This window comes from Amycolatopsis dongchuanensis (genome assembly GCF_039542405.1).
Taxonomy (GTDB): Bacteria; Actinomycetota; Actinomycetes; order Mycobacteriales; family Pseudonocardiaceae; genus Amycolatopsis_E; species Amycolatopsis_E sacchari.
This window is the reverse complement of record NZ_BAABIB010000111.1, coordinates 1-13,063: the sequence shown is the minus strand read 5'-3', so window position 1 is coordinate 13,063 and position 13,063 is coordinate 1. Positions and strand designations below refer to the sequence as shown.

At 71.3% G+C, this 13,063-nt stretch carries 16 protein-coding genes; 6 read left to right on the top strand and 10 right to left on the bottom strand.

Annotated elements, in window-relative coordinates; all coding sequences use genetic code 11:
* Positions 1-24: 24 nt before the first annotated feature.
* Positions 25-1,398, bottom strand: coding sequence for a dihydrolipoyl dehydrogenase (gene lpdA / locus ABFX51_RS28535; protein ID WP_091504373.1), 1,374 nt, complete (start codon positions 1,396-1,398; stop codon positions 25-27).
* Between the two features lie 175 nt (positions 1,399-1,573).
* On the opposite strand from lpdA, the gene ABFX51_RS28530 reads away from it, so the two are divergent.
* Positions 1,574-1,912 (top strand): oxidoreductase, encoded by a 339-nt coding sequence (locus tag ABFX51_RS28530; RefSeq protein WP_091504372.1) that lies wholly within the window; start codon positions 1,574-1,576, stop codon positions 1,910-1,912.
* A gap of 6 nt (positions 1,913-1,918) precedes the next feature.
* Here ABFX51_RS28530 and ABFX51_RS28525 read toward each other — a convergent pair whose 3' ends face one another.
* From ABFX51_RS28525 to ABFX51_RS28515, 3 genes are all read right to left on the bottom strand, one after another.
* Positions 1,919-2,125 carry a helix-turn-helix domain-containing protein gene (locus ABFX51_RS28525; RefSeq protein ID WP_091504371.1) on the bottom strand — a complete coding sequence of 69 codons (207 nt, stop codon included), beginning with the start codon at positions 2,123-2,125 and terminating at the stop codon, positions 1,919-1,921.
* On the bottom strand, positions 2,126-2,605 hold the full coding sequence (locus tag ABFX51_RS28520; RefSeq protein ID WP_346055485.1) for a DUF2975 domain-containing protein: 480 nt from the start codon (positions 2,603-2,605) through the stop codon (positions 2,126-2,128).
* 75 nt (positions 2,606-2,680) lie between these two features.
* Positions 2,681-4,186 (bottom strand): leucyl aminopeptidase, encoded by a 1,506-nt coding sequence (locus ABFX51_RS28515; RefSeq protein WP_346055484.1) that lies wholly within the window; start codon positions 4,184-4,186, stop codon positions 2,681-2,683.
* A 91-nt stretch (positions 4,187-4,277) separates the two neighbouring features.
* Between ABFX51_RS28515 and ABFX51_RS28510 the strand changes: the two genes are divergently transcribed.
* Positions 4,278-5,606: a hypothetical protein gene (locus tag ABFX51_RS28510; RefSeq protein ID WP_346055483.1), complete on the top strand. Its 1,329-nt coding sequence runs from the start codon at positions 4,278-4,280 to the stop codon at positions 5,604-5,606.
* On the opposite strand, the gene ABFX51_RS28505 is transcribed toward ABFX51_RS28510, so the two are convergent.
* Positions 5,575-5,859: a hypothetical protein gene (locus tag ABFX51_RS28505; protein WP_245782890.1), complete on the bottom strand. Its 285-nt coding sequence runs from the start codon at positions 5,857-5,859 to the stop codon at positions 5,575-5,577. The two genes, ABFX51_RS28510 and ABFX51_RS28505, sit on opposite strands and share 32 nt — an antisense overlap.
* Positions 5,860-5,920: 61 nt before the next feature.
* Between ABFX51_RS28505 and ABFX51_RS28500 the strand changes: the two genes are divergently transcribed.
* Positions 5,921-7,024, top strand: coding sequence for a branched-chain amino acid aminotransferase (locus ABFX51_RS28500; protein ID WP_091504366.1), 1,104 nt, complete (start codon positions 5,921-5,923; stop codon positions 7,022-7,024).
* Between the two features lie 214 nt (positions 7,025-7,238).
* Here the strand turns inward: ABFX51_RS28500 and ABFX51_RS28495 are convergent, their stop codons facing one another.
* Both ABFX51_RS28495 and cobT read right to left on the bottom strand, forming a co-directional pair.
* A complete protein-coding gene (locus ABFX51_RS28495) occupies positions 7,239-7,454 on the bottom strand; it encodes a hypothetical protein (RefSeq protein ID WP_346055482.1) in 216 nt (71 codons plus the stop codon).
* A 27-nt stretch (positions 7,455-7,481) separates the two neighbouring features.
* A complete protein-coding gene (cobT, locus tag ABFX51_RS28490) occupies positions 7,482-8,522 on the bottom strand; it encodes a nicotinate-nucleotide--dimethylbenzimidazole phosphoribosyltransferase (protein ID WP_346055481.1) in 1,041 nt (346 codons plus the stop codon).
* A gap of 55 nt (positions 8,523-8,577) precedes the next feature.
* On the opposite strand from cobT, the gene ABFX51_RS28485 reads away from it, so the two are divergent.
* Positions 8,578-9,243, top strand: a complete 666-nt coding sequence (locus tag ABFX51_RS28485) for an IspD/TarI family cytidylyltransferase (RefSeq protein WP_346055502.1) — start codon at positions 8,578-8,580, stop codon at positions 9,241-9,243.
* A gap of 6 nt (positions 9,244-9,249) precedes the next feature.
* On the opposite strand, the gene ABFX51_RS28480 is transcribed toward ABFX51_RS28485, so the two are convergent.
* Both ABFX51_RS28480 and ABFX51_RS28475 read right to left on the bottom strand, forming a co-directional pair.
* Positions 9,250-10,239, bottom strand: a complete 990-nt coding sequence (locus ABFX51_RS28480) for an aldo/keto reductase family protein (RefSeq protein WP_346055480.1) — start codon at positions 10,237-10,239, stop codon at positions 9,250-9,252.
* A gap of 34 nt (positions 10,240-10,273) precedes the next feature.
* Positions 10,274-10,939 carry a DUF3043 domain-containing protein gene (locus ABFX51_RS28475; protein WP_346055479.1) on the bottom strand — a complete coding sequence of 222 codons (666 nt, stop codon included), beginning with the start codon at positions 10,937-10,939 and terminating at the stop codon, positions 10,274-10,276.
* 163 nt (positions 10,940-11,102) lie between these two features.
* Here ABFX51_RS28475 and ABFX51_RS28470 point away from each other — a divergent pair, with 163 nt between their 5' ends.
* Positions 11,103-11,468, top strand: a complete 366-nt coding sequence (locus tag ABFX51_RS28470) for a HesB/IscA family protein (RefSeq protein ID WP_091504361.1) — start codon at positions 11,103-11,105, stop codon at positions 11,466-11,468.
* Positions 11,469-11,555: 87 nt separating this feature from the next.
* Here the strand turns inward: ABFX51_RS28470 and ABFX51_RS28465 are convergent, their stop codons facing one another.
* Positions 11,556-11,723, bottom strand: a complete 168-nt coding sequence (locus tag ABFX51_RS28465) for a hypothetical protein (protein WP_177228537.1) — start codon at positions 11,721-11,723, stop codon at positions 11,556-11,558.
* 131 nt (positions 11,724-11,854) lie between these two features.
* Between ABFX51_RS28465 and ABFX51_RS28460 the strand changes: the two genes are divergently transcribed.
* Positions 11,855-12,841, top strand: a complete 987-nt coding sequence (locus ABFX51_RS28460; RefSeq protein WP_346055478.1) for a carbohydrate kinase family protein — start codon at positions 11,855-11,857, stop codon at positions 12,839-12,841.
* Positions 12,842-13,063: the final 222 nt, after the last annotated feature.

Here is a 13,063-nt window from a genome sequence, read left to right as displayed (position 1 = left end):
GGTCTGTCGTCTTGCCCAGGTACGTCAGCTGTGCACGTGCAGCGGCTTGCCGGCGAGGGCAAGGTGTGCTTCGCCGAGGGCCTCGGTCTGGGTCGGGTGCGCGTGGATCAGCGGCGCGACGTCCTCCGGGAACGCCTCCCAGTTGTAGATCAGCTGGGCTTCGCCGATCAGCTCGCCCACCCGGTCGCCCACCATGTGCAGGCCGACGACCGGGCCGTCGGGCGCCTTGACCAGCTTCACGGCGCCGGAGGTCTTGAGGATCTGGCTCTTGCCGTTGCCCGCCAGGTCGTAGGTGAACGTGGTGACCCCGGAGCCGTACTTCTCCTTGGCCGCGGCCTCGGTGAGCCCGACGGAGGCGACCTCCGGGTGGGAGTAGGTGACGCGCGGGATGCCCGACTCGTCGATCGCGCGCGGCTGCAGGCCGGCGATCTCCTCGGCGACGAAGATGCCCTGCGCGAAGCCGCGGTGCGCGAGCTGCAGGCCGGGGACGATGTCGCCGACGGCGTAGACGTTCGGGAGGTTGGTGCGCAGCCGGTCGTCGGTGAGCACGAACCCGCGCTCCATCTTGACGCCGGCCTCCTCGTAGCCGTGGCCCGCGGTATTGGGGCCGCGGCCGACGGCGACGAGGAGCAGGTCGGCCTCGATGGTCTCGCCGGACTCCAGCGAGACGCTGACGCCCTTGTCGTCCTGCTTCGCGCCGGTGAACTTCACGCCCGTCTTGAAGGTGATCTTGCGGCGGCGGAACGCGCGCTCCAGCTGCTTGGAGGCGAACTCGTCCTCGGCGGGCACGAGCCGCGGCAGCGCCTCGACGATCGTGACGTCCACCCCGAAGGAGGCCCACACGCTGGCGAACTCCACGCCGATGACGCCGCCGCCCAGCACGACGACCTTCTCCGGGATGTAGTCCAGCGACAGCGCGTCCTCACTCGCGATGAACCGGCCGCCCAGCTCCAGGCCCGGCAGGGTCTTCGAGTACGAGCCCGTGGCGAGGATCAGGTGCTTGCCCGTGTAGCGCTGCCCGTCGACCTCGACGGTGGTGCCGCCCACGAACGTGCCGGTGCCCTCGACGAGGTTGACCTTGTGGGCCTTCGCCAGGCCCTGCAGGCCCTTGTACAGCCGCGAGATGATCGCGTCCTTGTACTTGTGGACACCCGCGATGTCGATGCCCTCGAGGATCGTCTTGACGCCGAACTGCTCGCCCTCGCGCGCCGAATCGGCGACCTCCGCGGCGTGCAGCAGCGCCTTCGTGGGGATGCAGCCGCGGTGCAGGCACGTCCCGCCCAGCTTGTCCTTCTCGATCAGGGTCACGGAAAGGCCCAGCTCGGCGGCACGGAAGGCCGCCGCGTAGCCGCCTGATCCGCCGCCAAGGATCACCAGGTCGGCGCCAGCGTCGCTCACTTCACTTCTCCTCGAGGAGCTCGTCGGTGATGCTCGTCTTCATCCGGTTCAACGTGGTGTTACGTCGCAACCCTCATCATCTTGTCACTACGGACTCGCGAGTTGCGAGGTAGCCGGGTGTGTTGCTGGGCGCATCGCGGAACGCCCGGATAATGGCGGGTGGGACCGGTCGGAGATGGGGTGGTCGAGGGTGGGTCTGTTCGACTCGCTGCGCAGGAAGCGCAGGGCTGGCACGCTGCGCGGGGCCAGCGGGGACGACACGCGGCACCTGGAGGAGTGGGCAGCCGCCCGCCGGGGCGTCGAGGCCTACGTGGAGCCCCGCACCACGGTGACCGAAACCACCATCGTGCTGGTCGCGCACGACGGCGAGTGGACCCGGCGGCGGATCGGCAGCCTGGACGCGGCGCAGAACTTCGGCCGGAAACGCGGCATCCCGGTGTACGAGGTGGCCAAGATCGGTTACCCCAAGCGCATGCGCGAGTACACGCAGCGGCAGAAGCGGGCCCAGGGCTGACGCGCGTCAGTCCTCGACCCACTCGAGGAGGTCGCCGGGCTGGCACTCCAGCACCCGGCACATGGCCTCCAGCGTGCTGAAGCGGACGGCCTTCGCGCGCCCGTTCTTGAGCACGGCCACGTTTGCGGGTGTGATGCCGACGCGCTCGGCGAACTCCCCGACGCTCATCTTGCGCTTGGCCAGCTGCACGTCGATCCGCACCACGATGGGCACTCAGATCACCGCGTTCAGCTCGGTGCGCAGCGTGGTCGCCTGGCGCAGCAGCGCCCGCATCACCACCATCAGCAGCCCCAGCACGGTCACGCCCACCAGCAGCAGCAACAGCAGGAGGGGTGCTCCGGGGTCGTCGGCGACGAGGCCGACGTAGACGAACACGCCCAGCAGCACGAGCCACGCCGCGGCGATGGCTCCCACGATCGCGTCCACCCACTTCAACGCGCCCTCGCTGAAGATGCGGTCCTCCTTCACCAGCGACAGCAGCCGCCACGTGCAGACGATCACCACCTGGACGCACAGCACCCAGAACACCGACACCGCCGTCTCGGGCCAGCGCAGGTACGCCTGGTCCGGCGATTCCCTCGCCTCGTACGCGAACTTCCCCGGCAGCGACAGCGTCTGGAACACCACCAGGATCGCGAACAGCAGGACGAGGAAGATCCGGAGCGGCACGACCACGCGGCGAACGGCGAGCATGCATCGAGTGTCGCTCGGAATCTATCGAAAGTCAATCGGTGTGGCCCTTCCCCGGCGGAGGGGCCACACCGCGGGTCAGTCGTTCGCGGCGATGTCGGCGAGCACCGCGGCGATCGTGCGGACCGGGAGGCCCGTGCCGCCCTTGGGGGTGTAGCCCCACGCGCCGCCCGTGTTGTACGCCGGGCCCGCGATGTCGATGTGTGCCCAGGGCAGCCCGTCCGCGACGAACTCACGCAGGAAGAGGCCGGCGGCGAGCATGCCGCCCCAGCGGTGGCCGGTGACGTTCGCCAGGTCGGCGAGCTTCGAGTCGAGGTCGGCCCGCAGCTCCTCGGGCAGCGGCATCGGCCAGCCGCCCTCGCCGGTCGCCTGCGCGATCGCGGCGACCCGGTCGCGGAACTCGTCGGAGCCCATGATCCCGGCGGTGCGGTTGCCCAGCGCCACCACCTGTGCGCCGGTCAGGGTCGAGGTCTCGATGAGGTAGTCCGGGTTCTCCTCGGCCGCGCGGACCATCGCGTCGGCGAGCACGAGGCGGCCTTCGGCGTCGGTGTTGAGCACCTCGACGGTCTTGCCGCCGTACATGTGCAGCACGTCGCCGGGGCGGTACGAGGTGCCGGACGGGAGGTTCTCGGCGAGCGGGATGTGCGCGGTGACTTCCAGCGGGTACTTGAGCTTCGCGGCCAGCACCACCGACGCGAGCACCGCGGCGGCACCCGACATGTCGGAGGTCATGTGGTCCATGTTGGCCGCGGGCTTGATGGAGATACCGCCCGAGTCGAACGTGATGCCCTTGCCGACGAGCGCGATCTTCTTGGCGGCCTTCGGCCCCTTGTAGGACACGCGCACCAGCCGCGGCGGCCGCGAGGAGCCGCCGCCGACGCCGAGGATGCCACCGAAGCCCTTGCGCTTCAACGCCTTCTCGTCGAGCACCTCGAAGTCGAGGTCGTTGGCCTCGGCGAGCTTGCGGGCGCGGTCGGCGAAGGACGCGGGGAACAGGTCGTTCGGCGGGGTGTTGACGAGGTCCCGCGCGATGATCACGGACTCGGCGATCGCGGTGGCGGCCTTGAGGGTGGCCTTGTGCGCGCGGCCGGTGCCGTCGGCGGGCTGGACGAAGTCCACAGCGGACACCGGGGCGTCGCCGGGCTCGGACTTGTACTCGGTGAACTTGTAGGCGCCCAGCGCGAGGCCTTCGACGGCGGCCTGCAGGTCCAGGGTGGACGGCATGAACAGCGCGCGGGCCGTGCCGGCGAGTGCGCGGCCCGCGGCCCCGGCGGCGCGGCGGACCTGTTCGGGGGTGACGGTGCCGTCGTCGCCGGGCTTGCCGAGGCCCACGGCGTAGACGACGCCGGCGGTGAGCTTGCCGAGCGTCGGCAGCTTGACGATCTCCTCGGCCTTGCCGGTCGCGCCCAGAGTGGACAGCAGGCCCGCGAGCCCACCGTCGAAGGCGGCGTCGACGGCTTCGGAGCCGGGCGCGAGGACGGGTGCCTTCTCGCCCTGGAGTGTGCCGATCACGACCACGTCGGCCTTGCTCTTGCCCAGGGCCGTCTCGGTGTTCTCGTACAGGGCAAACTTCGGCACGGTCACTGGTGGCTCCTCGCGCGCGTTCGGACGGTGGGATTTTCGTTTGCCATGCTAATTGAGCCGATCGAGGGGCAAGAAAGGCAGGTGATGGGCCGTGCGGCTGGCTGCCGGGCTGGGGATCGCACTGGCACTGGGCGCGGCGGGCGGCGGGTGGTGGCTGCCGGCGGGCGCGCTGGTGGCGGGCCTGCTGGCGCTGTGCGCACCCCGGGTGGCGGTGGGTGGTGTTGGTGGTGTTGCGGCTGGCCCCGGCACCCCGACGCGGCCCTCGGCCGCGAGGGTGCTGGCCCGCCTGGGCCTGGGGTCGCGCCTGTCCCGCCGGGTGGCCGGTGACGAACCCCCGACGGACGCACCGCCCTCCGATGAGGGCCCGCTCCCGCCCGGCTCCGGCCTGGCGCGAGAGGCACCGCCGTCCGGTGAGGCCTTGGCACCGCCCTCCGGCGAGGCCGTGGCCCCCGCCTCCGGCGAGCGCGCAGTCCCGCCCGCCTCCGGCGCCCGGCGAGAACCCCCGCCCTCCGACGCGGGCCCACGGCCACCCCGACCCGCCGCCCGCCGGGCCTTCCGGCCCTCCGCCACTACCCACCTCCCCCCGCGGGCGGTCCCGCTCCTCACCGCCGCCCGGACCGTCGCCCGGCTCGCCCTCGTGCCGGTGTTCGCCTCCGCTTGTGGCACCTACCTCCTGCCGCAGTACCGCGTGCCGGTGGCGCTCGCCGTCGTGGTGATCGTCGCCGCTGGGGATGGGGCCGGGGCCGTGCTGCCGAGGTTCGTCCGGGGCTGGGTGCTGGGCATCCTCCTGGTCGGCGCGGCCGGGCTCGTCGCGCTGTGCTTGGCCATCGCGCCCGAGCGTGGCGTGGGTTCGGGTCCGGGGTTCGCCGGGATCTTCGCCGCCGCGGCCGTGTTGTTCCCGCTGCTCACCAGGCAGAAGCCGGACCGGTGGCTCGCGGGGACCGTGGTCGTCGCGGCCGTCCTCTGCGCCGTGGCGCTCCACCAGCTCGGCCCGGTCCGGCTCGGGCTGTCGGACGCGCCGCTGCGGGACCTGCTCGCCGCCGTCGACGGGCAGGCCATCGAACCCCTGCTCGCCGGGATCGTCGTGATCGCCACTGTGCCCGCCGCGCTGGGCGCCCTCACCGGCGCACGCGGCGCACTGCCACGCCCCTCCGGTTCGCTCCTGTGTGGACTGCTCGCCGCGGCCGGCGCGGTGTTCCTCACTCCCGCTCAGGCACTGCTCGTCGCCGCGGCGCTGGCACTGGCCGAAGTGCTCGTGACGAGCCTGCTGACCCTGCCGCACGCGCGCTCGGTCGTCAGCGCGGCTCTCGCGATCACGCTGCTCGCCTGGTTCCCCGGGCTCGACCTGCTGCTCGCGCTGGCCGTGCTCGCGCTCGGAGTACTGGTGGTCAGGCGGCCAGCAGCGCCGCGAGCAGCGTGAGCACGCCGCCCACCACCACGAGCGTGACGACCGACTTCGTCGACAGCCCGGCGGGGAAGAACTGGTCGTCGTGCACCTTGCGCCACCAGATGACGCCGAACACCGCCCCGACCGCGGCCAGGATCGCGCCGAACACGGTCAGCAGGAGGTACCCGACGAGCAGGAGCACGCCGCAGCTGTAGGTGAGCAGCGCGGCGGCCACCAGGGCGCGGACATCGGAGCCGACACCGGCGGACACACGGTTTTCCGTCACCCGGGCAATCCTAGGGCAGGAGGACATTCTCGGACGTCCGACTAGAGGATATCCTGTGGCAATGACGACCACGTTGCCCTTCACCCGTACCCCGAACCCGTCTCCCGCCACCGCGGAGCGTGTAGCGGAGGTACTGGCGGCGCCGGGCTTCGGTCGTTACTTCACCGACCACATGGTCACCGTCCGCTGGTCCGCCGAGCAGGGCTGGCACGACGCCGGGCTGCGGCCGTACGAGCCGGTCACCCTCGACCCCGCGACGTCGGTCCTGCACTACGGGCAGGCGATCTTCGAGGGCCTCAAGGCGTACCGCCAGCCGGACGGTTCGATCTCGGCGTTCCGGCCGGAGGCGAACGCGGCCCGCTTCCGCGATTCCGCGCGGCGGCTGGCGATGCCCGAGCTGCCGGACGAGCTGTTCCTCGGTTCGCTGCACGAGCTGATCGCCGCCGACGGGCGCTGGGTGCCCACCCGCACGGGTGACACGCTGTACCTGCGGCCGTTCATGATCTCGACGTCCGTGGGCCTGGGCGTGAACGCGCCCGCCGACGAGTACCTGTACTCGCTGATCGCGTCGCCCGCCGGCTCGTACTTCACGGGCGGCGTCAAGCCGGTGAGCGTGTGGCTGAGCACGGAGTACGTGCGTGCCGCGCCGGGTGGCACGGGTGCGGCCAAGTGCGCCGGGAACTACGCGGCTTCGTTCCTCGCGCAGGCGCAGGCCGTGCAGGAGGGCTGCGACCAGGTGGTGTGGCTCGACGCGGTCGAGCGGCGCTGGGTCGAGGAGATGGGCGGGATGAACCTGTTCTTCGTCTACGGCTCCGGTGCCGACGCCAGGGTGGTCACGCCCGAGCTGAGCGGTTCGCTGCTGCCCGGCATCACCCGCAGCTCGCTGCTGCGCCTGGCCGCCGACTTCGGGCACGAGGTCGAGGAGCGCCGCATCTCGACGGAGGAGTGGGAGAAGGACGCCGCCTCCGGTGAGCTGACGGAGGTGTTCGCGTGCGGGACCGCCGCCGTGATCACGCCCGTCGGCCGGGTCAAGCACGCCGGCGGCGAGTTCCTCGTCAACGGCGGCAACCCCGGCGAGCTGACGATGAAGCTGCGGGAAGAGCTGATCGGCATCCAGGAGGGCACCCGCCCAGACCCGCACGGCTGGATGCACCCGCTGTCCTGACGCTGTCCACCGCGAAGGCCGCCGTCCCCGGCAGGGGCGGCGGCCTTTCGCGTTGGGGCGGGTCGGCGGCGGCTTTTCGGCGGGTGGTGGCGTGGTCGGCTGGCGCCGCCCGTTGCCGGGCGGCCGTCTCGGTGGCGGCGGCCTTCTGGTCCGTGGAGCGGTGTTCAGCTGGCTCCGCCTGTCGGAGCCGCTGCCCTACGCGAGCGGCCTTCCGTCACTCCTTGCCGAGCGAGCGGCGGATCTCCGCCAGCTTGTCGCGCGCGGCGCGGTCGCGGTCGGCGAGTCGTTCTTCCAGCGACTGGGCTTCCGGCGTCTCCCCGGCCAGTTCCGTCGCACCGGCCGCGGTCGCGAAGCGGCCTTCGATGCGGTCGCGGACATAGTCGAAGCTGGGCACCCCGGATTCGCTGTAGTCGGGGTCTTGCTCGGGCATGGCAGCCCCCTTCCGTCCCCGCCCAGACTACTGCGGCGGGGCGACCCCGGCCTCGTCGTAAGTCGCCACGTCGGTGAGCAGGCGCACGGCCATCGTCAGCAGCGGCAGCGCGGCCAGCGCCCCGGCCGCCTGCCCGAGCCGGATGTTCAGGTCCAGCACCGGTTTCAGGTCGAGGTGCTCCAGCGCGAGGTCGTGCGCGGGCTCCGCGCAGCGGCTGGCCGCCATCCACCACGAGCGGGCGTTCGGCACCAGTTCCTCGGCGACGAGCGCGGCGGCCACCGAACCGAGGCCGTCCAACAGCACCGGCGTGCGGCGCACGGCGGCCTGCGCGAGGAATCCCGTCATGGCGGCGAGGTCGGCCCCCGCCGACGTGCGCAGCAGGGCGAGCGGGTCGGACAGCACCGAGCGGGCGCGGCGTAGCGCGTCACGGATCGCGGCGGCCTTGCGCATCCACGCGTTGTCGTCGATCCCCGAGCCCCTGCCGACGACGGCCACCGGCTCGGTGCCGGTCAGCGCGGCGATCAGCACCGCCGACGGCGTGCTGATGCCGACCCCGAGGTCACCGGCCACGAGCAGGTCCGCACCCGCGTCGACCTCCGCGTTGGCGACTTCCACGCCCGCCCGCAGCGCGGCCTCGATCTCCTGGTCGGTCAGCGCGTCCTCGACGTCGATGGCCCCGGAACCGCGGCGCACCTTGAACTCCTGCACGGCGGTGTCCGCGTCCACGGCGACGTCCACGACCCGCAGCCCCGCGTTGGCGACCTCCGCGAGGGCGTTGGGCACGCCGTTGCCCTTGAGCAGCGCGTCCACGAACTGCGCGGTGGCCTCCGGCGGGTACGCCGAGACGCCCTTCGCCGCGATCCCGTGGTCCCCGGCGAAGATCACGACCCGGGGCCGCTTGAACGGCCGCGGCGGGCACACGCCCTGGCACGCCGCGATCCAGGCGCCCAGTTCCTCCAGCCTGCCGAGCGATTCGACGGGCTTGAGGAGCGTCGCGTGCCGGCGCCGTGCCTCGGCACGGGCCGTTTCGTCGGGCTGGGGGACGTCGGTGAACGCGGGTCGACTCACGACGTCAACCTAGCGCCTACGATTCGGCACCGTGACAGAACCTTCGGCGGCCGGAGTGGTACTGGCCAGCGGCGCGGGCACGCGCGTGGGCGCGCACCTCAACAAGGTCTACCTGCCGCTGGCGGGACGGCGGATCGCGTCGTGGTCGCTGTCGGCGTTCGCCGCGGTGCCCGGGATCGGGGTGCTGGTACTGGTCACGCGCCCGCAGGACGCGGAGCTCGTCGAGGAGGTGCTGGCCGACCAGGAAGTGCCCGTCGAGGTCGTGCACGGCGGCGGCACGCGCCAGGAGTCCGAGCTGAACGCCTTGCGGCACCTGGGAAACCGCATCGCCGACGGCTCGGTCGACGCCGTCCTCCTGCACGACGGCGCCCGTCCGCTGGTCACGCCGAAGCTGATCACGGAGGTCCTGCGCGTGGCGCGCGAGCACGGCGGGGCGATGCCGGGCCTGGCGGCGGACGACGTGTTCGCCGGAGACGGCAAGACACTCGGCCCGCGGCCGCGCGGCCGCGTCGTGCGGGCGCAGACACCGCAGGGTTTCCGGGCGGCACCACTGCTCGCGGCCTACGAACAGGCCGCCCGCGAGGGGTTCGAGGGCACGGACACGGCGTCGGTGATGGAGCGTTTCTCCGACCTGCCGGTGCACTGGGTGCCCGGCGAGGAGCGGAACTTCAAGGTGACCTACCCGCACGACCTCGTTGTCGCGGGGCAGGTCCTGGGCTAGCTACTTTCAGCGAGGGCTCTGCGTGAGGCGCGGGTCGTCCTCGACGACGCCGTCGAGCACCTCGTCGATCGCCTTCAGCAGGTCGGCGTCGAGCTTGACGCCTGCGGCCTTGACGTTCTCGTGCACCTGCTCGGGCCGGGAGGCGCCGATGATCGCCGAGGCGACGTTCGGGTTCTGCAGCACCCACGCGACGGCGAGCTGCGCGAGCGACAGCCCGGCCTGCGCGGCCAGCGGCTCCAGCTTCTGCACGCGCTCCAGCACCTCGTCACGCAGGTAGCGCTGCACCGACTGAGCCGTCGCCTCGTGCGCGGCGCGAGAACCGGCCGGCGCCGCCTGGCCCGGCTTGTACTTGCCGGTGAGCACGCCCTGCGCGATCGGCGACCAGACGATCTGGCTCAGCCCCTCGCGCTCGGAGGCCGGGATCACCTGCGGCTCGATGACGCGCCACAGCATGTTGTACTGCGGCTGGTTGGAGACGAACGGCACCTTCAGCTCGCGCGCCAGCTCGGCGCCGCGAGTGATCTGCTCCGCGGTCCACTCGGAGACACCGACGTAGAGCACCTTGCCCTGGCGGACCAGGTCGGCGAAGGCGAGGAACGTCTCCTCCAGCGGCACCGAGAAGTCGAAGCGGTGTGCCTGGTAGAGGTCCACGTAGTCGGTCTGCAGGCGCTTGAGCGACGCGTTGCAGGACTCGATGATGTGCTTGCGGCTCAGGCCGCGGTCGTTGGGCCCCTTCGGGCCGGTCGGCCAGTAGACCTTGGTCGCGATCTCCAGGCTCTCGCGCCGCTGCCCGGCGAGCCCGCGGCCGAGCACGGACTCCGCGACGGTGTTCGCGTAGACGTCGGCGGTGTCGAAGAACGAAATGCCCGCGTCGAGCGCGGCCTTGATGCAGGCCTGGGCCTGCTCCTCTTCGATCTGGGAGCCGTGGGTGAGCCAGTTGCCGTAGGCGATCTCGCTGACGGAGAGCCCGCTACGGCCGAGACGACGGAATTCCATGCCGCCAGCGTAGCTCTTTCGTCTCGCTAACTAACTACCTCGGGTCGGGCACCGTCTCGCCGGGCTTCACGCGGGGCTTGGGCATGCGCAGGCGGCGGATTTGGCTCGCGCGCACGAACGCGTACCAGCCCAGCGACCGGCCGTTGATGGCTTCCTTGGGGAACTTCTCGCGGGCCAGGCGCGCGACGCGGCGGCCGGTGAGGAAGCCCTCGAACGCGATGCCGACGAGCAGCACCATGCAGATCAGCGTCACGTACTGCTGGAGCAGCGGGAACGGCGAGAACATGATGAGCAGCACCACGATCGCCAGCGGCATGAACAGCCCGGTGAGGCTGCGGCGCGAGTCGACGAGGTCGCGGACGTACGCCTTGACCGGGCCCTTGTCGCGGGGGAGCAGGTAGCGCTCGTCACCCGCGGCCATGCGTGCCTGGCGCTCCTTGGCGGCGGCGCGGCGCTCTTCCTTGGTCTGCGGGTTGGACTTGCGCAGCTCGCGGTTGCGCTTCATCGCCTCACGCGTGGTGCGCGGCGGCGGCGCGACGGGGCCGCGGCGCTTGCCCTCGGCCTCCCGGCGTTTCGGCGTCGCCCGTCCCTTGCCCGGCGTGTAGCCCCGGGTGTGAGATTCGACGCTTTCGGCCACCTCGGCGGCCTCGGTCTCGGGGCTGTCTTCGGTGGTCGTGCCACTGCGGCGTAGGAACCTCACGGGACCAGGATATTGCAGGCACCGGCGGAACTGTTCCCCCGGTCGTGAGATGTGGGACGATGGTTGCCGAACGCCCCGGCGTGGAACAAGACGGGGACGGGCGATGTTGACTGGTTGCAGGAGGCATCCGTACCCGCGACAGAGCAACACCTGAGGGAGAGCCATGACGACCGCTGAGACCGGCGCCCCGCAGACCGAGGCCACCCACGGCGTGAGCCTGACCGCCGCGGCCGCGGCGAAGGCGAAGGCGCTGCTGGAGCAGGAGGGCCGCGACGACATGCACCTGCGCATCGCCGTCCAGCCCGGTGGCTGTGCCGGCCTGCGCTACCAGCTGTTCTTCGACGAGCGCGAGCTGGACGGCGACCTGTTCCGCGACTTCGACGGGCTGCGCGTGGCCGTGGACCGGATGAGCGCGCCGTACGTGCAGGACGCGGTGATCGACTTCGTCGACAGCATCGAGAAGCAGGGCTTCACGATCGACAACCCGAACGCGACGGGTTCCTGCGCCTGCGGCGACTCGTTCCACTGACGGAGCGGCGCCTGAGGTTTTTGGGCGGGCGCGGGCCACGTTCTGCACGTGGCCCGCGCCCGTTCTTTGTGTCCGCCGGAGGGTCTTTCAGCCGTCCAGGCCGGCGACCTGCGCCTGGCACGCCTCGTCGACGGCCCAGCCCCGTGGGGTGGGCGGAGGAGGCACGGGCCGGTGCTGTTCGCGCAGCTCGGCGGGGATGTCGGCGCAGTCACCGATCAGGTCGGCGAGGGTTTCCGGTTCTGTCCTAACGGGCACATCGGGGACGCTAAGGCCGCTGGCCCCCGGTGCGACACCCTTACCTGGCGGTAGGGTCGACCCGCGGCGGCGATTTAACTCTGACGGGCTAACTTCGGCGCCGTCACGTGTGTCGAGAGCAGGGAGCACTGGTGCCATCCAACGCGCGGATCGCGGTGTCGGGCAGTATCGCCACCGACCATCTGATGCACTTCCCGGGCAGGTTCGCGGACCAGCTCATCGCCGACCAGCTGCACCGGGTGTCGCTCAGCTTCCTCGCCGACGATCTCGTGGTGCGGCGCGGTGGCATCGGGGCGAACGTCGCCTTCGGCCTGGGCGTGCTCGGCGTGCGGCCGGTGCTCGTCGGCGCGGTGGGGGAAGATTTCGCGGATTATCGTTCGTGGCTGGAGCGGCACGGTGTCGACACGTCCGGCGTGCTGGTGTCGGAGGTCGCGCACACCGCCCGGTTCGTGTGCACGACGGACGAAGACCTCAACCAGATCGCGACGTTTTACGCGGGTGCCATGGCCGAAGCCCGCAACATCGAACTCGGCCCGATCGCCGACCGCGTCGGTGAGCTGGGCCTGGTGCTGATCAGCCCGGACGATCCCGAGGGCATGCTGCGGCACGCGGAGGAGTGCCGCCAGCGGGGCTACGAGTTCGCGGTGGACCCGTCGCAGCAGCTGGCGAGGATGGACGGGGAACAGGCGCGCACGTTCGTCGAGGGCGCGAAGTACCTGTTCACCAACGATTACGAGTGGGAGCTGCTCCGCCAGAAGACGGGCTGGGGCGAGGACGAGGTGCTGGACCACGTCGGCCTGAGGGTCACCACCCTCGGCGAAAAGGGTGTGGAGATCGTCAGCCCCACCGAGACACTGCACATCGACGCGGTCCCGGAACTCACGAAAGCCGACCCCACCGGCGTCGGAGACGGTTTCCGGGCAGGCTTCCTGGCCGGTTTGCACGGTGGCCTGAGCCTGGAACGGGCAGCGCAGCTGGGATCGCTCATCGCCGTGCTGGTGCTGGAAACCATCGGCACGCAGGAATGGCACCTGGACAAGGCGAACGGCCTCAAGCGCATCGCGGAGGCCTACGGACAGGATGCCGCAGTGGAAATCGGCACAGTCCTGAACGCCTGACAGAGCTACAAAAGCCGAGCGGCAGGCCCACCACACACGGACACCCGGCGACGCGAAGCGAGCGGCCCCACCGCCCACACCCACCCCCGCGTCGATCCCCAGCTGCCTTAGCGGTTGGCTCACCGGGTCAAGGGTGGGCGGAGCCCATCGCGAAGCGACGCCGAAGAAGCTTCTATGTCAAGTGGTGGTGGTCGGTGTGGAGTGCGTGGTAGAGGACGTCGG